General features: G+C 71.9%; 21 protein-coding genes and 1 pseudogene. 17 read left to right on the top strand and 5 right to left on the bottom strand.

Annotated elements, in window-relative coordinates:
* The first annotated feature begins 1 nt into the window (after position 1).
* Positions 2 to 841, top strand: coding sequence for a DODA-type extradiol aromatic ring-opening family dioxygenase (locus DSM26151_RS13970; RefSeq protein ID WP_234660127.1), 840 nt, complete (start codon positions 2 to 4; stop codon positions 839 to 841).
* The gene (locus tag DSM26151_RS13965) at positions 841 to 1,191 is read left to right on the top strand and encodes a hypothetical protein (RefSeq protein ID WP_234660126.1); all 351 of its coding nucleotides are present in this window, start codon (positions 841 to 843) and stop codon (positions 1,189 to 1,191) included. Before DSM26151_RS13970 ends, DSM26151_RS13965 begins: the two co-directional genes overlap by 1 nt.
* Before the next feature lie 33 nt (positions 1,192 to 1,224).
* On the opposite strand, the gene cofD is transcribed toward DSM26151_RS13965, so the two are convergent.
* Positions 1,225 to 2,274 (bottom strand): 2-phospho-L-lactate transferase, encoded by a 1,050-nt coding sequence (gene cofD / locus DSM26151_RS13960; protein WP_234660125.1) that lies wholly within the window; start codon positions 2,272 to 2,274, stop codon positions 1,225 to 1,227.
* A gap of 45 nt (positions 2,275 to 2,319) precedes the next feature.
* On the opposite strand from cofD, the gene DSM26151_RS13955 reads away from it, so the two are divergent.
* The 3 genes from DSM26151_RS13955 (at position 2,320) to DSM26151_RS13945 (ending at position 6,055) form a co-directional block, all read left to right on the top strand.
* Positions 2,320 to 2,976, top strand: a complete 657-nt coding sequence (locus DSM26151_RS13955; RefSeq protein WP_234660124.1) for a phosphoribosyltransferase — start codon at positions 2,320 to 2,322, stop codon at positions 2,974 to 2,976.
* A gap of 38 nt (positions 2,977 to 3,014) precedes the next feature.
* Positions 3,015 to 3,896, top strand: coding sequence for an LLM class flavin-dependent oxidoreductase (locus DSM26151_RS13950; RefSeq protein ID WP_234660123.1), 882 nt, complete (start codon positions 3,015 to 3,017; stop codon positions 3,894 to 3,896).
* Positions 3,897 to 3,994: 98 nt separating this feature from the next.
* Positions 3,995 to 6,055 carry an elongation factor G gene (locus DSM26151_RS13945; protein ID WP_234660122.1) on the top strand — a complete coding sequence of 687 codons (2,061 nt, stop codon included), beginning with the start codon at positions 3,995 to 3,997 and terminating at the stop codon, positions 6,053 to 6,055.
* Between the two features lie 330 nt (positions 6,056 to 6,385).
* On the opposite strand, the pseudogene DSM26151_RS15210 reads toward DSM26151_RS13945, so the two are convergent.
* Positions 6,386 to 7,432, bottom strand: a pseudogene (locus DSM26151_RS15210) (DUF222 domain-containing protein); the annotation flags it as partial.
* Here DSM26151_RS15210 and DSM26151_RS13930 point away from each other — a divergent pair.
* Together DSM26151_RS13930 and DSM26151_RS13925 are read left to right on the top strand one after the other, a co-directional pair.
* Positions 7,349 to 7,900 (top strand): hypothetical protein, encoded by a 552-nt coding sequence (locus DSM26151_RS13930; RefSeq protein WP_234660119.1) that lies wholly within the window; start codon positions 7,349 to 7,351, stop codon positions 7,898 to 7,900. The pseudogene DSM26151_RS15210 and the gene DSM26151_RS13930 overlap by 84 nt on opposite strands.
* A gap of 2 nt (positions 7,901 to 7,902) precedes the next feature.
* Positions 7,903 to 8,124: a PLDc N-terminal domain-containing protein gene (locus DSM26151_RS13925; protein ID WP_234660118.1), complete on the top strand. Its 222-nt coding sequence runs from the start codon at positions 7,903 to 7,905 to the stop codon at positions 8,122 to 8,124.
* Between the two features lie 193 nt (positions 8,125 to 8,317).
* On the opposite strand, the gene DSM26151_RS13920 is transcribed toward DSM26151_RS13925, so the two are convergent.
* Positions 8,318 to 9,730 carry an aminotransferase-like domain-containing protein gene (locus tag DSM26151_RS13920; RefSeq protein ID WP_234660117.1) on the bottom strand — a complete coding sequence of 471 codons (1,413 nt, stop codon included), beginning with the start codon at positions 9,728 to 9,730 and terminating at the stop codon, positions 8,318 to 8,320.
* A 260-nt stretch (positions 9,731 to 9,990) separates the two neighbouring features.
* Here DSM26151_RS13920 and DSM26151_RS13915 point away from each other — a divergent pair, with 260 nt between their 5' ends.
* The 10 genes from DSM26151_RS13915 (at position 9,991) to DSM26151_RS13870 (ending at position 21,773) form a co-directional block, all read left to right on the top strand.
* Complete coding sequence (locus tag DSM26151_RS13915) at positions 9,991 to 10,839, top strand: nitrilase-related carbon-nitrogen hydrolase (protein ID WP_234660116.1); 849 nt, start codon at positions 9,991 to 9,993, stop codon at positions 10,837 to 10,839.
* Between the two features lie 28 nt (positions 10,840 to 10,867).
* Positions 10,868 to 12,304: a dihydropyrimidinase gene (hydA, locus tag DSM26151_RS13910; protein WP_234660115.1), complete on the top strand. Its 1,437-nt coding sequence runs from the start codon at positions 10,868 to 10,870 to the stop codon at positions 12,302 to 12,304.
* A 9-nt stretch (positions 12,305 to 12,313) separates the two neighbouring features.
* Positions 12,314 to 13,330: a TIGR03842 family LLM class F420-dependent oxidoreductase gene (locus DSM26151_RS13905; RefSeq protein ID WP_234660114.1), complete on the top strand. Its 1,017-nt coding sequence runs from the start codon at positions 12,314 to 12,316 to the stop codon at positions 13,328 to 13,330.
* A complete protein-coding gene (locus tag DSM26151_RS13900; protein ID WP_234660113.1) occupies positions 13,327 to 14,322 on the top strand; it encodes an ABC transporter permease in 996 nt (331 codons plus the stop codon). The genes DSM26151_RS13905 and DSM26151_RS13900 overlap by 4 nt, the downstream gene beginning before the upstream one ends.
* Positions 14,319 to 15,176 (top strand): ABC transporter ATP-binding protein, encoded by an 858-nt coding sequence (locus DSM26151_RS13895; protein ID WP_234660112.1) that lies wholly within the window; start codon positions 14,319 to 14,321, stop codon positions 15,174 to 15,176. The genes DSM26151_RS13900 and DSM26151_RS13895 overlap by 4 nt, the downstream gene beginning before the upstream one ends.
* Entirely contained in the window at positions 15,176 to 15,988 is an 813-nt protein-coding gene (locus DSM26151_RS13890; protein WP_234660111.1) for an ABC transporter permease, read from the top strand. Before DSM26151_RS13895 ends, DSM26151_RS13890 begins: the two co-directional genes overlap by 1 nt.
* 158 nt (positions 15,989 to 16,146) lie before the next feature.
* On the top strand, positions 16,147 to 17,298 hold the full coding sequence (locus tag DSM26151_RS13885) for an ABC transporter substrate-binding protein (protein WP_234660110.1): 1,152 nt from the start codon (positions 16,147 to 16,149) through the stop codon (positions 17,296 to 17,298).
* Between the two features lie 73 nt (positions 17,299 to 17,371).
* Entirely contained in the window at positions 17,372 to 18,691 is a 1,320-nt protein-coding gene (locus DSM26151_RS13880; RefSeq protein ID WP_234660109.1) for an aspartate aminotransferase family protein, read from the top strand.
* Positions 18,692 to 18,705: 14 nt separating this feature from the next.
* Positions 18,706 to 20,241, top strand: coding sequence for a CoA-acylating methylmalonate-semialdehyde dehydrogenase (locus tag DSM26151_RS13875; RefSeq protein ID WP_234660108.1), 1,536 nt, complete (start codon positions 18,706 to 18,708; stop codon positions 20,239 to 20,241).
* A gap of 110 nt (positions 20,242 to 20,351) precedes the next feature.
* Entirely contained in the window at positions 20,352 to 21,773 is a 1,422-nt protein-coding gene (locus DSM26151_RS13870; protein ID WP_234660107.1) for a cellulase family glycosylhydrolase, read from the top strand.
* An 81-nt stretch (positions 21,774 to 21,854) separates the two neighbouring features.
* Here the strand turns inward: DSM26151_RS13870 and DSM26151_RS13865 are convergent, their stop codons facing one another.
* Positions 21,855 to 22,646 (bottom strand): enoyl-CoA hydratase/isomerase family protein, encoded by a 792-nt coding sequence (locus DSM26151_RS13865; protein ID WP_234660106.1) that lies wholly within the window; start codon positions 22,644 to 22,646, stop codon positions 21,855 to 21,857.
* 10 nt (positions 22,647 to 22,656) lie between these two features.
* Positions 22,657 to 23,592 (bottom strand): LysR family transcriptional regulator, encoded by a 936-nt coding sequence (locus tag DSM26151_RS13860; RefSeq protein WP_234660105.1) that lies wholly within the window; start codon positions 23,590 to 23,592, stop codon positions 22,657 to 22,659.
* Positions 23,593 to 23,610 lie beyond the last annotated feature (18 nt).

The following is a 23,610-nucleotide window of genomic DNA, read 5'->3' as shown; positions in this document are numbered from 1 at the left end:
GATGGCTGAACTCGTGCTCGCGGCGGTCACGCCGCACAACCCGCTGCTGTGGCGGGCGATCTCCGACCCCGTCCCCGACGACCTGAAGCCGATCCAGGCGAACTTCGCCCGGATCCGCGAAGCGGTCGCCTCGCATGAGATCGACGTGCTCGTCGTGATCGGCACCGACCACGTGCGGCAGTTCTTCTACGACAATTCGCCCGCGTTCGCGATCGGCAAGGCCGACACGTACCACGGCACGTGGGAGAACGAGGTGCGCACCTTCGGCATGGAGTATGCCGAACTCACCGGGCATCGCGAACTCGCCGACCAGATCGCCGGCCGCAGCGTGCAGCCCGACGCGATCGACTTCTCGGTGAGCCTCGAGTGGCGCCTCGACCACGCGTTCGTCATCCCGCTGCAGTACGTGCGGCCCGAGCTCGACATCCCCGTCGTGCCGATCCACGCGAACGCGTCGATGCCGCCGGTGCCCTCGGTGCGCCGGTTCGTCGCGCTCGGCGAGCACCTGCGTCGCTCGATCGAGGCCTGGGACTCCGATGCGCGCGTCGGGATCCTCACGTCGGGGCACATGGCCAACGACGTCGGCGGGCCCCGCACCTTCGCCGGGTCGCCCGACCCGGAGTTCGATGCCGCGGCGGCCGGGTGGATGCGCGACGGCGACCTCGAGGGCGCCATCCGGGTCTGCAGCGACTTCGACCGCCTGACCGAGGCCGGCTGCATGACCTACCAGTACCTGAACGCGGTCGCCGCGCTCGCGGCGATGGGACGGCCCGCCGACCACGTCGACGTGCCCGAGTCGCGTTTCTCCACGAGCCCGTTCTTCCTCTGGAGGACCCGCTGATGAGCAAGTACATGGTCGACAAGTTCATCCGGGCGGTCGAGCTCGGCGACGCGACCGTCGCCGAGTACGTCGCCGACCCGCCCGCGTTCGTCGAGCGCTGGCTCGCCGGCGGCGGCGGCGACGCGACCGGGCCGACCGACGACCGGGTGCTGACCGAGGCGGAGCAGGCCGCGTTCGGCGCGCGCGACTTCGGCGCCCTGTACGCGCTCGGCGCGCACCCGTACCTGCTGTGGCACTTCATCGAGGCCGTCTACGAGCACGAGTACACCGAGGGCTTCGGATGGCGCGAGCTCGTCGAGCGCTACCGTGCCGCCGTCGCGCCGCAGGGGCTGGTCGACTACATCCCGTGAGCCGGCCGATCGGAGGCTGACCGCCGCGGGCGATCAGCGGCGCGGCACGCGCGCGGCCAGGTCGAGCGCGGCCCCCGCGAGGGCGGCCGACGTGTCGAGGTCGTGCATCCAGAGCGGGGCGGATGCCGCCGTGAAGCCGTCGTCGTCGAGTGCGGCGACCGCCGCGGCATCCGCCTCGTCCACGAGCCAGCCGTCGAGCAGGCCGCCCGCGGCACGCGCGCCGTAGTGGCGCGCGACGGCCGCGGCATCCGTCTCGACCCCGATCGCGGACAGGCACGCGTCGGCCATGCCGCGCACGACCGCGCCGCCGATGATCGGCGAGACGCCGACGACGGGCGCCCCGGTCGCGGCGAGCAGGTCGCGCACGCCCGGGATCGCGAGGATCGTGCCGATCGAGACGACGGGATTCGACGGCGCGACGAGCACGACGTCGGCGTCCGTGAGCGCCGAGGCGACGGCGGGCGCGGGGCGTGCGTCGTCGAGCCCCCGCTGGACGAATCCGAGCGCGGGGATCGACGCCCGGTGCCGGGTCCACCACTCCTGGAAGTGCAGCTCGTCGCGGCCCTCGACGTCGGGGTGGGCCGGGTCGACCCGGACGTGGGTGTCGACCTCCCGGTCGGTCGCGGGGACGAGGCGCACCCCGAGTCGCCAGCGACCCTGCAGCCGCTCGGCGACCTCGGACGGGGTGCGGCCCTCGCCGAGCCAGCCCGTTCGCGCCAGGTGGGTGCCGAGGTCGAGGTCGCCGAGCGTGAACCACGGCCAGCCGGCACCCCACTCCCGGAGCTCGGACGAGACCCGCTCGGACTCGCCCGCGCGGCCCCAGCCGCGCTCGGTGTCGTTCACGCCCGCGAGCGCGTACAGCAGCGAGTCGAAGTCGGGCCACAACCGCACGCCCGAGAGCCAGAGGTCGTCGCCCGAGTTCACGACGACGGTGATCTCCGCGGTCGTCGCGGGCGTGCCGTCGGCGGCCGGCGCAGCGTCGGTGCCCGCGGGGCCCGCCGGCCATCGCCGGGCGCACTCCTCGCGCACGCCGCGGACGAACCGCGAACCACCCACCCCGCCTGCGAGCACCGTGATCTTCACCGTTCCACGCTAGCGGTGCGCGCGGGGGCGACGGACACTGGAAGGGTGTTCCGCGACCGCACCGACGCCGGGCGGGAACTGCTCGCGCGGCTGCAGGCGTACCGTGGCGACGAGGTCGTCGTGCTCGGGCTGCCGCGCGGCGGCGTGCCCGTCGCAGCGGTCATCGCCGACGGGCTCGGGGCGCCGCTCGACGTCGTCGTCGTGCGCAAGCTCGGGCTCCCCGGTCAGCCCGAGGTCGCGATGGGGGCGATCGGCGAGGGCGGCGTGCGCGTCGTCGACGACGAGATCGTGCGGCGCGCACGGGTGGGCGGCGACCGGTTCGACGAGGTCGAACGCCGCGAGCTGGAGACGCTCGAACGCCGCATCGCCGGGCTCAGGGCCGGACGCGCTCCCGTGCCGCTCCGCGACCGAACGGCGCTCGTCGTCGACGACGGCATCGCCACCGGGGCGACCGCCGAGGCCGCGTGCCGCGTCGCACGGGCGCGCGGAGCGCACCGCGTGGTCCTGGCCGTCCCCGTCGCGCCGAAGGACGCCGCGGTTCGGGTGCCGGCAGCCGACGAGGTCGTCGCGGCGGAGGTCCCCGATTGGTTCATGGCGGTCGGCCAGGCGTACGCCGATTTCCGGCAGGTGGACGACGCCGAGGTGCTCGCACTGCTCGAGGCTGCGCGCTGCACGGACGACGACGCGTCGGCACCGGGGTGAGGCGACGGCTCGGCACCGGGTTCGCGTAGCGTGACACCATGCCCGACTACGGCCGCCCCATCGAGTTCGGTTCGTTCATCACGCCGTCGGCGCTCGATCCGCAGCGCACGGTCGAGCTCGCGGTCGCGAGCGAACACGCGGGGCTGGAGTACGCCACCTTCCAGGACCACCCCTATCAGCCCAGGTTCCTCGACACGTGGACCCTCATGAGCTGGGTCGGCGCGCGCACCGAGCGCATCCGCATCTCCGCGAACGTCCACAACCTGCTGCTGCGCCCGCCCGCCGTACTGGCCCGTGCAGCGGCATCCCTCGACCTGCTCACGGGCGGGCGCGTCGTCCTCGGGATCGGCGCGGGCGGATTCGCCCCGGCCGCGGTGGCGATGGGTGCGCCGAACCGCACCCCAGCCGAGCAGGGCGACGCGCTCGCCGAGGCGATCGCGGTCATCCGCGAACTGCACGACACGGATGCCGCGGGCGGCGTGTTCCTCCACCACGAGCACTACCCCGTGCGCGGCGCCAAGCGCGGCCCCGCGCCCGTGCAGCGGCCCATGCCGATCTGGCTCGGGGTGCTGAAACCGAAGGGTCTCCGCCTGGTCGGGAGTGCCGCCGACGGCTGGCTGCCGTCGTTCGGGCGCCTCGAGCACGGTGCGGACTCGCTCGATGCGGGGCACGCCGTCGTCGACGATGCCGCCCGTGCGGTCGGACGCGAGCCCCGTGACATCCGCCGGCTCCTGAACGTCGGTCCGCGCGACGCGCGCCCGGACACGCTCGCCGACCTCGCGACCGAGCACGGCGTCGACACGTTCGTGGTCGTCGGCGACGACGAGGGCCTGCTCGCCGAACTGGGCGAGCGCATCGCGCCCGAGGTGCGCGCGATCGTCGCAGAGCGGCGCGCGCAGCGGGGCGTGCGGGCCGGCTGAGGCGGGCCCGAACGGCGGCCCGTGGCATCCGCCTCTGGACCTCGCGGCCCGCGCGCGCGACGATGGACGCACGCAACCGCACCGGCGCGGAGGGCCCCATGAACCAGGCATCGCCCCAGACCCATCGGACGCTCGCGCTCGTGGGCGCATCGGGGTCCGGCAAGACCACGCTCGCCGAGGCGATGCTGCACCGGGCGGGAGCGATCCCCCGAGCGGGATCGGTCGAGCAGGGCAGCACCGTCTGCGACCACGAGCCCGAGGAGATCGCCCGGCACACGAGCCTCGGGCTCTCGCTCGCCCACTTCGACTGGGCCGGACCGGACGGCACGCCCTACGCGCTCACGCTCGCCGACACCCCGGGGCATCCCGACTTCGTCGGCGCCGTCGATGCGGCGCTCTCGGTGGCGGACGTCGCGCTCGTCGCGGTGAGCGCGGTCGACGGCGTCGTCGGCGGGACCGTCGCGGCGTGGGAGGCGGCGGGCGCCGCCGGGGTCCCGCGCGTGGTCGTCGTCACCCAGGAGGACAAGGCGCGCGCGGACTTCCGCGGGGTGCTCGCATCGCTGCGAGCCGCGTTCGGCGAGCACCTGTGGGCGCTCGAGCTGCCGATCGGGGAGGAGGCGGGGTTCCGCGCGGTCGCCGACGTGCTGAGCGAACGCGCCCGCGTCTACGACGGCGACGGTGCCGGTCACGACGAGGACCTCCCGCCGGAGGTCGAGGCCGAGGAGCATGCGCTGCACGTCGAGGTGACCGAGGACATCGTCTCGCACGACGATGCGCAGCTCGAGGCGTACCTCGACGGCGACGAACCGTCGGCGCCCGAGCTCGAACGCACGTTCCGGCGAGAGGTCGCCGAGGGCGAGGCCGTTCCCGTGCTCGTGTGCTCCGGGCTCAGCGGGACCGGGGTCGACCGGGTCCTCGACCTCGTGTGCGAGCTGACCCCGGACGCGACCGAGCACGACGGCCGCGTGCTCGTCGGAGAGGGCACCGGCGGGACCGAGCTCCGCGTCGCCCCGAACGATGCCGGCGACACGCTCGTGCACGTCTTCCGGACCGTCGCGGACCCCTTCGTCGGGCAGGTCTCGATGCTGAAGGTGCTCTCGGGCACGCTCCGCACGGGCGACAAGCTGCGCAACGCGACGACGGGCACCGACGAGCGCGTGCACGGCCTGTTCAGGTTGCGCGGGTCCGAGCACCTCACGGCCGGAACCCTCGCGGCGGGCGAGGTCGGCGCGGTCGCGAAGCTCACCGGGTCGCCGTCGGGTTCGCTCCTGTGGACCCGTTCGAGCGGCACCGCACGCCCCGTCCCGACGCCCGAGCGTCCGCCCGTCTACGCCGTGGCGCTCGAACCCGCGTCGCAGTCCGACGACGAGAAGCTGCCCGCCGCGCTCGCGCGGCTCGTGGCGGAGGATCCGACGCTCGTGATCGACCGCGCCGGCGACGCGACCGTGCTGCGCGGGCTCGGCGACACGCACATCGCGGTCGCCGTCGAGCGGCTCGCGCGGGTGTTCGGGGTGCGCGTCGGCACCGCACCGGCACCGGTCGCCTACCGGGAGACGATCGCCGGCACGGCCACGGTCGAGGGCAAGCTCAAGAAGCAGTCCGGCGGGCACGGTCAGTTCGCGGTGGTCCAGCTCAACGTGTCGCCGCTGCGGCCCGGCGACGGGTTCGAGTTCGTCGATTCCGTCACGGGCGGCGCGGTGCCCAAGCACTACATCAGCGCGGTCGAGAAGGGCGCGCGGGACGCGCTCGCGTCGGGCGGGCCGCAGGGCCACCCCGTCGTCGACGTGCGCGTCGAGCTCACCGACGGCAAGACGCACTCGGTGGACTCGTCGGACATGGCGTTCCGCACGGCGGCGTCGATCGGCGTCAAGGCGGCGCTCGCCGACGCGGGCACGGTGCTGCTCGAACCCGTGTCGAGCGTGACCGTGACCGTGCCGAGCGAGCTCCAGGGGGCGGTGCTCACCGACCTCTCGGGGCGGCGCGGTCGCGTGAGCGCGACCGAGGCCGCGGGCGCGGGGCGTGCGCGCGTGGTCGCGCACGTGCCCGAGGCGGAGCTCGCGCGGTACGTGCTCGACCTGCGCTCGATCACGGCCGGCCAGGCGGAGCTGACGATCGCGCCGGACCACTACGCGAAAGCGCCGGGCGGGGTTCGGACCTGAGCCCGACCGCGGGCACGCCCGAGCAGGCCCGAGCACGCCCGAGCAGGCCCGACTGCACCCGATCGCACCCGAGCACTCCCGATCGCACCCGAGCACTCCCGACCGCGCCGGAGCGCGCCGGACCGCACCGGCAGTCGGCAGGCTCACGCCGCGGCATCCGTCACCTGCAGGTCGAAGCGTGCCCGCCCGCCGAGGCATGCGGTCGGGATCGACGTGCGGGGGAGGGATGAACCAGATCGCGTCGGACTGCGCGCGGATCTCCCACCCGTCGCGGTGGACCTGGTGGTGGCAGAAGCTGCACAGGAGCACGCCGTTGGCGAGGTCGGTCGGCCCGGCGTCGCGTTCCCACCAGCGGATGTGATGCGCTTCGACGTAGCCGATGTTCTGCCCGCAGCTCGCGCAGCCGCCGTCGCGCTCGCCGAGGGCGATCCGCTGCGCTCGCGTGAAGAGGCGTGCGGCCCGACCGAGGTCGAGCGGGAGGCTCGGCGTGCCGAGAACTGCGGGGATCAGCTCTGCGTCGGCCGCGAGCCGTCGCGCGGTGCCCGCCGAGATCGGCTGGTCGTACCCGTCGATCCGAGCGTCACCCAGCCCGGAGACGAGCGCGTCGAGGTCGACCCGAACGACGACCGTGGTCTTCGCGAGCGGCGTCAGCGTCTGCTCGCAGCCGAGGGCGTGGCGCGCGATCGCAGCGAGCCCATCGGCCTGGAGCTGCGGAATCGATCGGCGGTCGTCGAGCACCGGGCGCACGCCCGGAACCGATGACGCGCTCGGGTGCGCCTCGCGCTGCCCGAGTGCATCGCGCCGCCGGAGCGCATCGGTCACGAACGCCTCGACGGCGGCCCTGATCGGTGCAGCCGTCTCGGGGTCGAGCCGCGCGTTGAGGTGCACGACGCCGTGCCGGTCTTCGCGCATCGTGAGCGAGCGTTGCTCGCGAAGCTGTTCTTCGCGTGGCTCCACGCCGTCGGCATCGAGCCTGGCTTCGGCCTCGCGCACACCGCGGATCACGATCTCGAGGGGAGCCCGCTCCGCAAGTTCGGTGAGCGCCGCCTCCGCGACCTCGACGAGGGCGGGGTCGGCGCGCAGCGCCACCCGGTCGAGCATCGTGCTGATCGCCGAAGCCGCCTCGAGGCTGATCGCGGCCCGATCGAGCGCCTGCGCGACGTGCGCCCGCCGGGGTGGCATCCGCTCACCGGAGATCGACGCGCGCGCCGCAGTCGCCGACCCGACGGAGATGAGGCGCGCGGCGTCGCTGCGTGACGCCCCGGTCGACGCGGCGACGAGACGGGTCGCGTTGTGGAACCCCTGCGCCTTCGCAAGTCCGACGTCGCCGAACTCGGGCCCGGACCGCCTGGCGACTTCGGCAGCCGTACGGGCCAGGAGCGCATCGACGCCGCGACGCAGTTCGGCGAGCGCATCGGTCACGCGCACGAGCCCGGCATCGCTCATCTGCTCGGGCTCGACCTGCGCACCGCCGGGAAGCGGGCCGAACGCCGGCATCGCCGCGCTCCACGCATCGCGCAGCGCGTCGAGCTCTCGCTCGAGGGGCGTCAGCGGCTCGTCCATGCTTCCATCCTGCACCCACCCACCGACACTCGAATCGGCCCGGATATTCGTCCGGACCTGCGTTTTTCCTGTGGAAAGATCGGCTCGCCGCCGACGTGTGGAGGACGAGTCCTGAGCCTTCGGCAGAACCCGCCTCCGGTCGGCATGCCGCCTCGCTCGCGCCCGCCCGCCTGGGCCGTGACCCTCGATCCGATGCGGCGCTGGGTTGGGGGTCGTGGGCTGGCGGCCGGTCGAGCGGATGCCGTAGCTTGGGGTCACTCGGTCGATGGCGGTAGGACGTAGAGATGGACTTGGTCAGCGGGCTCGTCGTGACGATGGTCGCGGCGGTTGTTCTGGCGGCGTTCGTCTTCGCGATCGTCCAGATCGTTCGAAACGAGTCGCTGAACTCGATCGAGAAGGTGGCATGGATCGCAGCGGTGCTGTGCTTCCCGCTTGCGGGAGCGATCGTGTGGTTCGCCGCCGGCCCGCATCCCTTCGGCCTCCGGATTCAGCGTCAGCAGTTCTAGCCCGTGGCGTCGCGCAGCCACGGCGTGATGGCTCGTGGGACGGCGCCGCCACGGTAGGTGGTCGCCGGCTCGACGTAGCCAGCTCGGCCCGGTCCGATCAACACGACGAAGCGCCTTCCAAGGGGCGAAGGAGTCCGGGACATCCCGCTCCGGCGAACCGACTCGACACCGCAAGGTGCTCTGGAGACACCGCCTAGTACCCCCCGGCCGCGACATGCTGCGCCGCGACCGCCAACGCGTCGGCGACGGATGCCGCATCCTCGCGCACCGCGCCGACGGTGACCCGCACGAAGTCGCGTTCGTGCGGGGGCCGGCGAGCGAGCCCGGCGGTCGGCGATCCGTTCGCCGCGGCGAGGAACGGCGTGCCGCCGGCGACCCGGATGCCGGATGCCGCGAGCAGCACGAGCGTCGACCGTTCCGAGACGACGGGCATCCAGAGGTTGATGCCGTCGGCGTGCGCGACGGCGACCCCGCGGGCGCGGAGCGCGTCGCCGAGCGCGCGTTGGCGCGTGTAGTAGGCGCGACGCGCCTCGGCGACGGCGTCGATCGAGCGGCCGTCGGTGAGCAGGTCGAGCAGGATCGTCTGGAGCATGCGCGAGGTCCAGCCGGGGCCGAGCATGCGGCGGCCGGCGATGTGCTCGACGAGCTCGCGCGGTCCGCCGAGGGCGGCGATGCGCAGGTCGGGGCCGTGCGACTTCGAGAAGCTGCGCACGTGCACCACGCGGTCGGGCAGCCAGGTGCCGAGGGTCACGTCGCCCTCGATCGAGATGAGTCCGGAGTGGTCGTCCTCGATGACGATCAGGTCGTCGACGCGTTCGGCGGTGCGGATGACGCGCGCGAGCGCCTCGGCACGTTCGGCGGTCATCGACGCGCCGGTCGGGTTCTGCGCGCGGGGCTGGAGCAGCACGGCGACGGGGCGCTTGCGCAGGGCGGCCGCGAGCGCGTCGGGGCGCATGCCGTGCTCGTCGAGCGGCACGGGCACGGCAACGCCGCCGAGCACCTCGAGCAGGTCGAGGAACGGCGGGAACCCGGGGCTCTCGACGACGACGCGGTCGCCGAAGCGCACGACCTGCTCGAGGGTGCGCGAGACGGCGTCGAGGGCGCCGTCGACGACCATGATCGCCTCGGCGTCGTTCGGCCAGGAGTCGCGCAGCACGCGCGCGAGCGCCGGGATCACGGGTTCGGCCTGGTAGCTTCCGGTCTCTGCCCTGGCCGACACGCGCGAGAGGGCCGGGCCGAGCGCGGGCAGGAGCAGCGGGTCGGGGGTTCCGCGCGAGAGGTCGAGGCGGACCGGGTCCTCGGGGGCGGCCATGCCGCGCATGCGGGGCGCGAGGCGAGCGGATGCCGCGCTCCGCACGAAGCTTCCGGCGCGACCGCGGCTCTCGATGAGGCCGGCGCGGGCGAGCGCCTGCCAGGCCTGGCTGACGGTCGCGGGGCTGACGCCGAGTGCGGACGCGAGTTCGCGCACGGTGGGCAGGCGCTCGCCGGGGGCGAGTTCGCCGCTGTTCACGAGGCGTGCGACCTCTGCGGCGATGCTGCGCGGCGACGCGTCGGCGAACCGTGCGAGGTCGATCAGTCGCGTGGCATCCACACGAATACCTGACACCACCATTGCCTCCATACGGTGCAAGGGACAGGATGTTTAACCACAGCGTCACAGAGTGAAACAGAAGAGAAATGTTCAAGCCGAACAATAACAGAACGGGCCACAAGCCCCGTCTTCGGCTATTCGTTCGGCAGTTCCACCGGCAGTTCCATCGGTACATTTCGGCGTCGCAGCAGCACCCGACGAACACCTGACACGAGCACCACGCCAGGCGATCCTCGAGGCAACGGCAACGACGCCGCCCGACTCAGGAGACATTCATGACGATCGTCAGAGCGGCCATCACGCAGACCACGTGGACGGGCGACAAGGACTCGATGCTCGACCGGCACGAGCAGTTCGCGCGCGATGCGAAGGCGGCCGGCGCGCAGGTGGTCTGCTTCCAGGAGCTGTTCTACGGCCCGTACTTCGGCATCACCCAGGACCAGAAGTACTACCGCTTCGCCGAGTCGTCCGAGGGGCCGATCGTGCAGCGCTTCGCCGACCTCGCGAAGGAGCTCGGCACCGTCATGGTGCTGCCGATCTACGAGGAGGCGCAGACCGGCGTCTACTACAACACCTCGGTGCTCGTCGACGCCGACGGCACGATCCTCGGCAAGTACCGCAAGCACCACCTGCCGCATCTCGACCGGTTCTGGGAGAAGTTCTACTTCCGCCCGGGCAACATGGGCTACCCCGTGTTCGACACCGCCGTCGGCCGCGTCGGCATGTACATCTGCTATGACCGCCACTTCCCCGAGGGATGGCGCGAGCTCGGCCTGAACGACGCGCACATGGTCTTCAACCCGAACGCGACGAAGCCCGGCCTCAGCAACCGCCTGTGGGAGGTCGAGGGCCCGTGCGCCGCCGTCGCGAACGGCTACTTCGTGCTCCAGCCCAACCGCGTCGGCCGTGAGGACAACGAGTACGGCGACCTCGCCGTCGACTTCTACGGCACGAGCCAGGTGATCGACCCGCGCGGCAACTTCGTCGGCGAGCGGGGCTCGAGCGAGCACGAGGAACTGCTCGTGCGCGACCTCGACCTCGACATGGTGCAGCAGATGCGCGACGACTGGCAGTTCTACCGCGATCGCCGGCCCGACTCCTACACCCGGATCGCGAAGCCGTAACCCGACGAGACCCGAAGGAGCCAAGCGCATGGCCACCACCCTCATCTCCGGCGGCACCGTCGTCAGCGCCACCGGCCGCGCCGCGGCCGACGTGCTCGTCGACGGCGAGAAGATCGTCGCCGTCCTGCAACCCGGCAGCGAACTGCTGGGCACGGATGTCGCGGCATCCGTCGATCGCGTCGTCGACGCGACCGGCAAGTACGTGATCCCGGGCGGCATCGACGCCCACACCCACATGCAGCTGCCGTTCGGCGGCACCGAGGCCTCCGACACCTTCGAGACCGGGACGCGTGCCGCAGCGCACGGCGGCACGACCTCGATCATCGACTTCGCCGTGCAGACCTACGGCCAGCGCATCGAGGACGGCCTCGCCGCGTGGCACGAGAAGGCCGCGGGCAACTGTGCGATCGACTACGGGTTCCACCAGATCGTCGGCGATGTCAACGAGGCGTCCCTCGAGGCGATGAAGCGCCTTCCGAACGAGGGCGTGTCGAGCTTCAAGCTCTTCATGGCCTACCCCGGCGTCTTCTACTCCGACGACGCACAGGTGCTGCGCGCCATGCAGGTCTCACGCGACACCGGCATGCTCACGATGATGCACGCCGAGAACGGCCCCGCGATCGACGTGCTCGCGCAGCAGCTCATCGATCAGGGCAAGACCGACCCGTACTACCACGGCATCGCCCGGGCCTGGGAGATGGAGGAGGAGGCCACGCACCGCGCGATCATGCTCGCGAAGGTCACGGGCGCGCCGCTCTACGTCGTGCACGTCTCGGCCAAGCAGGCCGTCGAGCAACTCGCCTGGGCGCGCGACAAGGGCCAGAACGTCTACGGCGAGACGTGCCCGCAGTACCTCTACCTCTCGCTCGAAGACCAGCTCGGCGCGAAGAGCGACCAGTGGGGCGCCTTCGAGGGCGCGAAGTGGGTCTGCTCGACGCCGCTCCGCTCCCGCGCAGAGGGCCATCAGGACTCGATGTGGCAGGCCCTGCGCACGAACGACCTGCAGATGGTCTCGACCGACCACTGCCCGTTCTGCATGAAGGACCAGAAGGAGCTCGGCCTCGGCGACTTCCGGAAGATCCCGAACGGCATCGGCTCGATCGAGCACCGCATGGACCTCATGTACCAGGGCGTCGTGACCGGCGAGATCACGCTCGAGCGCTGGGTGGAGCTCACGAGCACGACGCCCGCGCGCATGTTCGGCCTGTACGGCACCAAGGGCGTCATCCAGCCCGGCGCCGACGCCGACATCGTCGTCTACGACCCGAACGGGCACACCTCGATCGGTCTGGAGAAGGCCCACCACATGAACATGGACTACTCCGCGTGGGAGGGCTACGAGATCGACGGGAAGGTCGACACGGTCATGAGCCGCGGCAAGGTCGTCGTCGAGGACGACGCGTACGTCGGCGCCAAGGGCGACGGGCGCTACCTCAAGCGCGGCCTCAGCCAGTACCTCATCTAAGGAGCACGGATGGAATTCGGAGCGGTCCTCCAGACCAACCCCCCGGCATCGCGCACGATCCAGCTCGCGCAGCTCGCCGAGGTGCACGGCTTCAGCCACGTGTGGACGTTCGACTCGCACATCCTCTGGCAGGAGCCCTACGTCATCTACAGCCAGATCCTCGCGCAGACCCAGCGCATCAAGGTCGGCCCGTTCGTGACCAACCCCGCCACTCGCGACTGGACGGTCACGGCATCCGTCTTCGCGACGCTCAACGAGATGTTCGGCAACCGCACGGTCTGCGGCATCGGGCGCGGCGACTCCGCGGTGCGCGTGACCAACGGCAAGCCCGTGACGATGACCGAGCTGCGCGAGTCGATCCACGTGATCCGCGAGCTCGGCAACTCGCGGTCGGTCGAGTACCACGGCTCGGAGATCCGGTTCCCCTGGAGCCGGGGATCCGAGCTCGAGGTGTGGGTCGCGGCGTACGGCCCCATGGCGCTGCGCGTCGCGGGCGAGGTGGGCGACGGCTTCATCCTGCAACTGGCCGACCTCGACATCGCGGAGTGGATGATCACGACGGTGCGGAACGCCGCCGAGAAGGCGGGGCGCGACCCCGCGTCGGTGAAGTTCTGCGTCGCCGCGCCCATGTACGTCGGCGACGACTGGGCGCACATGCGCGACCAGTGCCGCTGGTTCGGCGGGATGGTCGGCAACCACGTCGCCGACATCGTCGCCAAGTACGGCATGCACGGCACCGTGCCGGACGCGCTCACCGACTACATCCGCGGCCGGCAGGACTACGACTACAACGAGCACGGCCGGGCCGGCAACACCCACACCGCGTTCGTGCCCGACGAGATCGTCGAGCGATTCTGCATCCTCGGGTCGGCCGACCAGCACATCCAGAAGCTGAAGGCGCTCGCCGAGCTCGGCGTCGACCAGTTCGCGGGCTACCTCCAGCACGACAGCAAGGAGGAGACGCTTCGGGTCTACGGCGAGACCGTCATCCCGGCGCTCTCCGAGCACATCACGGCGAAGCGATGACCGACCTGCGCGAGCGCGAGATCGAGCCGGCGGCGGAAGCCGCGCCCGGGGGTGTTCCCGGCGGCATCCGCCAACCCGGCCGCGCCGCCCGCGCGGGTCGCACCGGCCGCTCGGGCCGCGCGGGCCGCACGGCGGCCGCGTGGGCCTGGGGACTCGCGGGCATCGTCGCCATCGCACTGCTCTGGGAGGGCTACAAGGCGCTCGCACCCGACGACGGCGTGGTGATCGGCGACACGCGCGTGCTGCCGCGCAGCACCGACCTCGCGATGCCGCACGTCTGGGACATGTTCGCGCGCCTCGCCGAGCCGGTCACGAGCGCGCCGACGGCGCAGGCCCTCTGGCTCGTCGTGCTGCTCGCCGCGCTCACGACGCTCGGCATCGCGGCGGCCGGATGGCTCGTGGGCGTCGTCGTCGGCATCGGCCTCGCCCTCGTCATGCAGCGGTGGCGGATCGCCGAGTGGGGCCTGCTGCCGTGGATCGTGCTCAGCCAGACGGTGCCGCTCATCGCCTTCGCGCCCGTCGTGAAGAGCTGGGGCTCGCGCGTCGAGATCGGCTCGTTCGAGTGGCAGGACTGGATGTCGGTCGCGCTGATCGCGAGCTACCTCGCGTTCTTCCCGATCGCGGTCGGCGCGCTCAAGGGACTGCAGTCGCCCGACCGCATCCACACCGAGCTCATGCAGACCTACGCGGCCGGCTACTGGCAGACCCTCGCCAAGCTGCGCTTCCCCGCCGCGGTGCCCTACCTGCTGCCCGCGCTGCGCCTCGGCGCGGCGAACGCCGTGATCGGCGCCGTCGTCGCCGAGGTGTCGACGGGCCTGCAGGGCGGCATCGGCCGCATCCTCATCCAGTTCGCCGGGCAGGCGTCGGGCGACCCCGCCAAGGCGTGGGGTCCGATCTTCGGCGCGATCGTGCTCGGCCTCGTCGCCGCGGGCTCGGTCGCCCTGCTCGGCGTCATCCTCAAGAACTACCGACGAACGGAGGAGTCCGCATGACGGATCCCGCCCCCGCCAGCCCGACCTCCGCTCCCGGCCCCGCGGCCGTCGAGGTCCGCGGCGTCGACAAGGTCTTCGAGACCCGCACCGGCCAGGTGCAGGCGCTCCAGGGGATCGACCTCGCGATCGCCCCGGGCGAGTTCGTGTCGCTCATCGGCCCGAGCGGGTGCGGCAAGTCCACCCTCATGCGCCTCATCGCCGACCTCGACGATCCGACCGGCGGCACGCTCTCCGTCTTCGGCAAGCCGGCCCGTCAGGCCCGCCTCGACCAGGACTACGGCATCGCGTTCCAGCAGGCCGGCCTGCTGCCATGGCGGACGGTCGCCGCGAACGTCGCACTGCCGCTCGAACTGCACGGCGCGGCATCCGCCGACCGGCGCGACCGCGTCGCCCGCCTGCTCGACATGGTCGGGCTCTCGGACTTCGCCGACCGCTACCCCGACCAGCTCTCCGGCGGCATGCAGCAGCGCGTCGCGATCGCCCGCGCGCTCGCCGAGCGGCCGCGGCTGCTGCTCATGGACGAGCCCTTCGGCGCGCTCGACGAGATGACGCGCGAGAAGATGCAGTCCGACCTCGTCCGCATCTCCGCCGAGACGGGTGCCGCCGTCGTCTTCGTCACCCACTCGATCCCGGAGGCCGTGTTCCTCTCCGACCGGGTCGTCGTCATGTCGCCGCGCCCCGGACGCATCCAGGAGATCGTGCCCATGCGCCTCGGTGCCGACGCGCGGCGCGCGGCGCGCACGGACGAACTCCGCGAGGAGCGCTCGTTCTTCGACATGGTGACCGCGGTCCGCGAGGCGCTGCACGGCGGCTCCCCCGTGGCATCCGGGGCACGCGGAGTGGAGAACCGCTGATGAGCGCCACGACCGCAGGACGCGCGAGCCGCATGAGCCCGCGCACCGAGGCGACGCTGCGCGTCGTCGCGCCCATCGCGGTCGGGCTGTTCGTGCTCGGCATCTGGCAGTTCCTCGTCACGGTCGCCGGCGTCTCCGACTACCTGCTGCCGAGCCCGGCGTCGATCATCGAGGAGTTCGTCGCGTTCTTCCCGTCGATCGTCTCGGCGACGCTCATCACCGGGACCAACGCGCTCATCGGCCTCGTCGTCGGCACGCTGCTCGGCATCACTCTCGCGGCGCTCGCCGCGCGGTGGAGGGTCGCCGACCGCATGAGCGCCCCGATCGTCGCGGCGCTCGCCGTCGTGCCGATCGTCGCCCTGGCCCCCGTGCTCAACTCGATGTTCGGCGCCGACAGCCAGTTCGGCCGCCAGGCGATCGCCGCGCTCGCATCGTTCGTCCCCGTCTTCATCAACACGCTCCGAGGCTTCCGGCAGACGACGCCCGTGCACCGCGACCTGATGAAGGCGTACGCGGCGAGCCCGCAGCAGGTGCTGCGCACGCTCACGCTCCCGACCGCCGTGCCGTTCATGCTCACGGGCATCCGCATCGCCTCGTCGCTCGCGGTGATCTCGGCGCTCGTCGCCGAGTACTTCGGCGGCCCGCGCGGCGGGCTCGGCTCGCTCATCTCGACGTCGGCCGCCTCGAGCGCCTACGCGCGGGCGTGGGCGTACGTGCTCGCATCGATCGTGCTCGGACTCGTCTTCTACCTCGTCACCCTCGGACTCGAACGACTCGTGCTGCGCCGCGGACCCGGCGGAGGTGCGCGATGACGCGCGACCGGCCGGCCACGCGGCATCCGCTCGACCGACCTGCGCACGGCGCGGCCGGGCACCGACGTCCCCGCACCGGGGATCGCACCACCGCACCATCCGGCACCACCAGCACCACCCAGCACCACCGCACGCACCGAGAACACGGAAGGACTGACATGAAGCACAGCACACGCCGCGGATTCGCGGCCGGAGCGCTCGCCGTCTCGGCGGCCATGCTCCTCGCGGCCTGCTCGGCCGGCGGCGACTCCGGCGACGGCGGCGACGCGGGTTCCGACGGCGACCTCACGCCCGTCAAGCTCCAGCTCCAGTGGCTCCCGCAGGGCCAGTTCGCCGGCTACTTCGCGGCCGTCGAGAACGGATTCTTCGAGGAGGAGGGCCTGGAGGTCGAGATCATCCCGTCCGGCGGCGACATCGTGCCGCAGGACGCGCTCGCCAACGGCGACGTCGACTACGCGATCGCGTGGGTCCCGAAGGTGCTCGGCTCGATCGAGCAGGGCGCGAACCTGACGAACATCGCGCAGATCTTCCAGCGTTCGGGCACCCTGCAGGTGTCGTGGGCCGACTCCGACATCTCGTCGGTGGCCGACTTCGAGGGCAAGAAGATCGGCTCGTGGGGCTTCGGCAACGAGTGGGAGATCTTCGCGGCCATGGCCGCCGAGGGCCTCGACTCGTCGACCGTCGAGATCATCACGCAGGACTTCAACATGAACGCCTTCCTGCAGGGCGACATCGACGCGGCCCAGGCCATGACCTACAACGAATACGCGCAGCTGCTCGAGACGGTCGACCCCGACACGGGCGAGCTCTACACCGAGGACGACTTCAACGTCATCAGCTACCAGGACACCGTGGGCGCCATGCTGCAGGACGCGATCTGGGCCGACACGGAGCGCCTCGAGAGCGACGAGGAGTACCAGGAGACGACGGTCGCGTTCCTCAAGGCCGTCATCAAGGGCTGGGCGTTCGCCCGCGACAACGCCGAGGAGGCGTCCGAGATCACGATCGCGGCCGGTTCCGGCTGGGGCCCGAGCCACGAGCTGTGGATGGTCAACGAGACCAACAAGCTCATCTGGCCGGCGCCTGACGGCATCGGCGTCATCGACGAGGCGGCCTGGAACCAGACCGTCGAGGGAGCGCTGTCGGCCGTGAACGAGTCGGGCGCGAGCCCGATCACCCAGGAACCGCCGGCCTCCGCGTGGACGAACGAGTACATCGAGCAGGCCATCGAGGAGCTGGGCGACGAGGTCGACACGACCGGCGAGTCCTTCGAACCCATCGACGTCACCCTCGCGGAGGGCGGCAACTAGCAGAACGGATGCCGCGGGGCCGACCCGCACGGCCGGCCCCGCGGCATCCGCCCCGAGAAAGGCGACGACGCTGATGACCGAGAACCTCACCGCCGACCTCGACGCGCTCGCGCGCGAGCTCGACGCCGCACACGTCTTCCACTCCTGGTCGGCGCAGGCGAGCCCGCCCGGGCTGGTCGTCGCCTCGGGGCGCGGCACGCGCGTCTGGGACCACTCCGGGCGCGAGTACCTCGACTTCTCCAGCCAGCTCGTCAACGTCAACATCGGCCACCAGCACCCTGCCGTCGTCTCGGCGATCCGGGAGCAGGCCGAACTGCTGACCACGATCGGCCCGCCGATGGTCAATCTCGCCCGCGGCGAAGCCGCGAAGCGGATCGTCGCGCGCGCCCCCGAGGGCATGTCGAAGGTGTTCTTCACCAACGGCGGCGCCGACGCGAACGAGAACGCGATCCGGATGGCGCGCCTGCACACCGGCCGCGACAAGGTGCTCTCGACCTACCGCTCGTACCACGGCAACACGGGTGCCGCGATCGTCTCGACCGGTGACTGGCGGCGGGTGCCGAACGAGTTCGCCCGGGGGCACGTGCACTTCTTCGGCCCGTTCCTGTACCGGTCGGAGTTCTGGGCCGCCACGCCCGAGGAGGAGTGCGAGCGAGCCCTGCGGCACCTGCGCCGCGTCATCGAGTCGGAGGGGCCGAGTTCGATCGCGGCCGTGCTGCTCGAGAGCGTCCCCGGGACCGCGGGGGTGCTCGTGCCGCCACCGGGGTACCTCGCCGGCGTGCGAGAGCTGTGCGACCGGCACGGCATCCTGCTCATCCTCGACGAGGTCATGTGCGGGTTCGGCCGCACGGGGCGGTGGTTCGCGTTCGACGGCCACGACGTGCGACCGGACCTCGTCTCCTTCGCGAAGGGCGTGAACTCCGGCTACGTCCCGGTCGGCGGGGTCGTCATCGACGACCGGATCGCGGCGACCTTCGACGAGCGCGTGTTCCCGGGCGGACTGACCTACTCCGGTCATCCGCTCGCGATGGCGTCCATCGTCGCTGCGCTCGACGCCATGGAGTCGGAGGGCATCGTCGAGCATGCGCGTCGCGTGGGTGCGGAGGCGATCGCGCCCGCGCTCGCCGAGCTCGCCGAGAAGCACGCCGTCATCGGCGAGGTGCGCGGCGAGGGCGTGTTCTGGGCGCTCGACCTCGTCGCCGACGCCGACACGCGCGAACCGCTCCCCGCCGCCGAGATGGGCCGCATCAAGGGTGCGCTCATCGAGCGCGGGCTGCTCCCGTTCGTCGCGGAGAACCGCATCCACGTCGTGCCGCCCTGCGTGGTCACGGCGGAAGAGGTCGTGCGCGCGACCGAGATCTACGACGAGGTGCTCGGCACCGTCGCCGCTTGAGAGAGGAACAGATGATGACCGACACGCAGACCGCCTCCGGCGCCGCGGGCGCCGCGACCGGCGAGACCATCGAGCATTGGATCGACGGACGGCTCGTCGCGGGCTACTCCGAGCGCACCGGGCCCGTCTACGACCCCGCGCTCGGCGTCGTGCAGCGTCGCGTGCGGTTCGCGACGAGCGAGGACGTGGACACCGCGGTGCACGCCGCGGCGCGCGCGTTCCCGGCCTGGCGCGAGGCGTCGATCGCGAAGCGCCAGCAGATCATGTTCCGATTCCGGGAACTGCTCGCGTCGCGGACCGACGAGCTCGCGGCGATCCTCACGAGCGAGCACGGCAAGGTGACCGGCGATGCGCTCGGCGAGATCGCGCGCGGGCTCGAGGTCGTCGAGCTCGCGTGCGCGATGCCCGGGTACACGAAGGGCGAGTACTCCGAGAACGCCTCGACCGGCGTCGACGTCTACACGGTGCGCCAGCCGCTCGGCGTGGTCGGCATCATCAGCCCGTTCAACTTCCCGGCGATGGTGCCGCTGTGGTTCTTCCCGCTCGCGATCGCGACGGGCAACACGGTCGTGCTGAAGCCGTCCGAGAAGGACCCGTCGGCGGCGATCTGGTTGGCTCGGCTCCTGCAGGAGGCGGGGCTGCCCGACGGCGTGCTGAACGTCGTGCACGGCGACCGGATCGCGGTCGACGCGCTGCTGGTGCATCCGACGGTGCGAGCGATCTCGTTCGTCGGCTCGACGCCGATCGCGCAGCACATCTACTCGACGGCGACGTCGCACGGCAAGCGCGTCCAGGCGCTCGGCGGGGCGAAGAACCACATGCTCGTGCTGCCCGACGCCGACCTCGACCTCGCGGCCGATGCGGCGGTGAACGCGGGGTTCGGCTCGGCGGGCGAGCGCTGCATGGCGATCTCGGCGGTCGTCGCGGTCGATTCGATCGCCGACGAGCTGGTCGGCAAGATCAGCGAGCGGATGTCGCGGCTCACGACCGGCGACGGCACGCGCGGCTGCGACATGGGGCCGCTCATCACGCGCGAGCACCGCGACAAGGTCGCCGGGTACGTCGACGTGGCCGGTGACGACGGGGCCTCGGTCGTGGTGGACGGGCGCGACCCTGAGGTGAACGGCGAGCCGGACGGGTTCTGGATGGGGCCGACGCTCATCGATCGGGTGCCGACCTCGTCGTCGGTGTACCGCGACGAGATCTTCGGGCCGGTGCTCTCGGTCGTGCGCGTCGAGGGGTACCAGGACGGGGTCGACCTGATCAACGCGTCGCGGTACGGCAACGGCACGGCGATCTTCACGAACGACGGCGGGGCGGCGCGACGCTTCCAGCGGGAGGTGACGGTCGGCATGGTCGGCATCAACGTGCCGATTCCGGTCCCGGTCGCGTACCACTCGTTCGGCGGGTGGAAGGACTCGCTGTTCGGCAACGCGAAGGCGTACGGGCCGCGCGGCTTCGATTTCTACACGCAGGAGAAGGCGGTCACGAGTCGCTGGCTCGACCCGAGTCACGGAGGGCTGAACCTGGGCTTCCCCCAGCACGAGTGACGCCGGGGCGCGGGACCGGTCGCGTTCGGGGAAAAGACTTGGACAAGTGTCCCACTTCGTCTAGGCTCTGACCACCCCCGACCGCAACGACGCGTCCCCTTGGAGGGCCGATGCCTTCATTCCCCAACCGTGCCGCCGCCGGCCTCGCTCTCGCGACGGCCGCCGCGCTCGCACTCATCCCCACCGCTGCCGCGACCGCCGCGCCCGCGCCGACGGCCGCCGCGGCATCCGCTCACGCCGACTCGGTCACGACCGCAGACGGCCGCACGTTCATCACCGACCGGCAGGGTCGCGCACTGCAGCTGCGCGGCTTCAACGCCGGCAAGTGGAACGACGACCGATTGACCGCAGCGGATGTCGCCGACATGGCCGACCAGGGCTTCAACTTCCTCAGGCTCATCGTGCAGTGGGAGAAGTTCGAACCCGAGCAAGGGGAGTACGACGAGGCCTACTTCGACTACGTCGACTCCGTGCTCGCCGCCGCCGACCGCGAGGGCGTGCACGTCATGATCGACATGCACCAGGACGTGTACGGCCCCGCGTTCGGCCACAACGGCATCCCCGAATGGGCCACGCGCACCGACGGCCTCCCGTTCGTGCGCGAACCGGGCAACTGGTTCAACGGGTACTTCCAGCCCGGCGTGATGCGCGCCTTCACCCACCTGTACGAGGACGCCGACCTGCGCGAGGCGCAGGAGCGCCTCTGGGTCACGGTCGCCGAGCGCTTCGGCGGGCATCGGAGCCTGCTCGGGTACGACCTCTTCAACGAGCCGTTCGGCGAGTTCCGGGAGGGCGAGGACCTGATCGCGGCATCCGCCCGCATCGAGGCCACGCAGCTCAGCGACATGTACGACCGCGTCATCGCTGCCATCCGCACCGTCGACGACGACTCGTGGGTCTTCGTCGAGCCGACCGTGCTCGTCGGCTACGGCGTGCCCACGCAACTGCGCAGCTTCGACGACCCCAAGGTCGCCTACGCTCCGCACTTCTACAACACCGGCGTCGAGGACGGCGGCGACTGGCCCGGCGACGACGGCTTCGTCGAGAACTACGAGGCCGCGATCTCGGCCTACGCCGTCGAGCACGGCATGCCGCTCATCGTCGGCGAGTGGGGCGTGCCCAACTCGCGGACTCCGGGCAACGCCGCACTCGTGGCGGCCCAGGTCGAGTCGATGGAGCGCTTCGCGACCGGCTGGGCGATGTTCTACTGGTGCCGCAGCGACCGCGGCGGCTACTGCGCGCTCGACGGGCAGGGCCTCGCGGCACCGGGCAACGAGCCCGCGTTCGGGCCGTACGCGCGTGCCACCGCCGGCATCCCCGGCACCGAGCACTTCGAGTCCGCCACCGGCGAGTACACGATGACCTACACGGCGGGCGCCGGTGCGACCGAGATCCGGGTCCCCGCATCCGTCTACGGCGACCGGCCGGTCGTGCAGGTCACGGGCGGGAAGGCGCACTACGACGCGCGAGCCCAGACGCTCCGCGTGACCGCGAAGCCCGGCACCGCGGTGTCGGTCGTGCTCACGCGCTGACGCCCCGCAGAATCCCCGACGCCCCGCGCGAACCCGATCGCGCGGGGCGTCGGTCGTGCGGCGCCCGGCGTGAGCGGGAACTCAGCGGCCGGATGCCGCGGCGAAGCGTGCGATCGCGGCGCGCGCGTCGGGGGTCTCGATCGATCGCCCGATCGTGGCCGCCTCGTCGTCGAGCGCCTCCTGGAACGGGCGGCCCAGCCCCGCGTGCATGAGGCGCTTCGTCTGGCCGAACGCGTGCGTCGCCCCGGAGAGCCATCCGTCCGCGATCTCGCGGGCCCGGGCATCGAGCGCGTCGGGCGCGACGACCTCGGCGACGAGCCCCCAGTCGAGCGCCTCCGCAGCCGTGAGGGTGCGCGAGGTGAGGGTGAGCTCGAGCGCCCGGCGGGCCCCGATCGCCTCGGGCAGGAGCGTGCTGACCCCGCAGTCGGGCGTCAGCCCCACGTCGCTGTACCGGCTCGCGAAGCTCGCGCGCTCCGACGCGATGACGATGTCGGCCACGAGCATGAACCCGAGCCCGCCGCCCGCGACCGGGCCCTGGACGGCGGCGACGATGGGCTTGGTGCTCTCGCGCAGGGTGCGGTGGCCGTCGTGGATGCGGTCGGCGAGCCCGCGGACGATGTCGGCCGGTCGGCTGCCGGCAGCGGATGCCTCGGCCAGCTCGGCCATCGCGACGACGTCGCCTCCGGCGCAGAACGCCCGGCCCGCCGCATCGAACAGGACGGCGCCGATGTCGTCGCGTTCGGCGATCTCGTGGGCGAGGTGCTGCCAGCGCTCGATCGCCGCGGGATCGACGGCGTTGAGCCGGTGCGGGCGATCGAGCGTCAGGTGCGCGAGTCCGTCGCGCACCTCGAATCGGATCACGTCGTCGGGCATGCTCCGGATGCTACCCCCGGACGTGCCGCGACGGGTGATCGTAGGCGCGCTCGAGCCGTGCTGCGCGGTCGACGAGGACGTCGAGGACGGTGCGGACGGCGAGGCGCTCCGCGACGTCCGGTCTCACGAGGGCGAAGATCTGCCGAACCGATGCCACCCCGCGCAGCGGCTTGAGCACCACGTCCTCGGGGACGACGCCCGAGGTGTAGCGGGGCACGAAGGCGATCCCGAGCCCGGCGCCGATGAAGGCCTCGACGATGCGCATGTCGCTGAAGCGCTGGCTCACCTCGACCCGCCGACCGCCGATCTGCTCGATCGCGTGGAGGATGCGCTCGAACGGGAATCCGGCGGGGACGCCCAGCCAGACCTCGTCGACCAGGTCGGCGGGCGTCACGTGAGCACGCGAGGCGAGTCGGTGATCGACGGGCAGCCCGATGTCGAGCGGTTCGGTGAGCAGCGGGAGCGCGCGGAGGTCGCGGCCGCCCCAGGGCAGTTCGCCGGGCATCGTGTGGGCGAGGACGATGTCGTAGTCGCTCGTGAGGTCGGGGAACTCGGCCAGTTGGGGGTCGAGGTCGGTGGCGCGGACGACGAGCCCGGCGACCGAGCGCAGGTCGGCCAGCACCTGGGGGAGCAGTGCGGCTCCGATCGTGGGGAAGGTCAGCAGCGAGACCTCGCCGCTCGGGTGGTTGCGGAACTCGTCCCACAGCGCGGTCGCGCGCTCGAGCGCGATCGCGACCTCGAGCGCGCTGCGCGCGAGTGCGTGCCCGGCGCTCGTGAGGGCGATGCCGCGCCCGCTCCGTTCGGTCAGCGGCATGCCGGCCTCGCGTTCGAGCACCTTGAGCTGCTGCGAGACGGCCGACGGGGTCCGGCCGGTCGCCTCGGCGACCGCGGTGACGCTTCCGCGCTCGGAGAGTTCGCGCAGCAGGTCGAGGCGGGTCGCATCCATGTAGCAAGGCTACATGAT

It is taken from the genome of Agromyces marinus (assembly GCF_021442325.1).
In the GTDB taxonomy this organism is placed as follows: domain Bacteria; phylum Actinomycetota; class Actinomycetes; order Actinomycetales; family Microbacteriaceae; genus Agromyces; species Agromyces marinus.
Note: the sequence above shows the minus strand (reverse complement) of the source record. Positions and strands in the feature narration are given on the sequence as shown.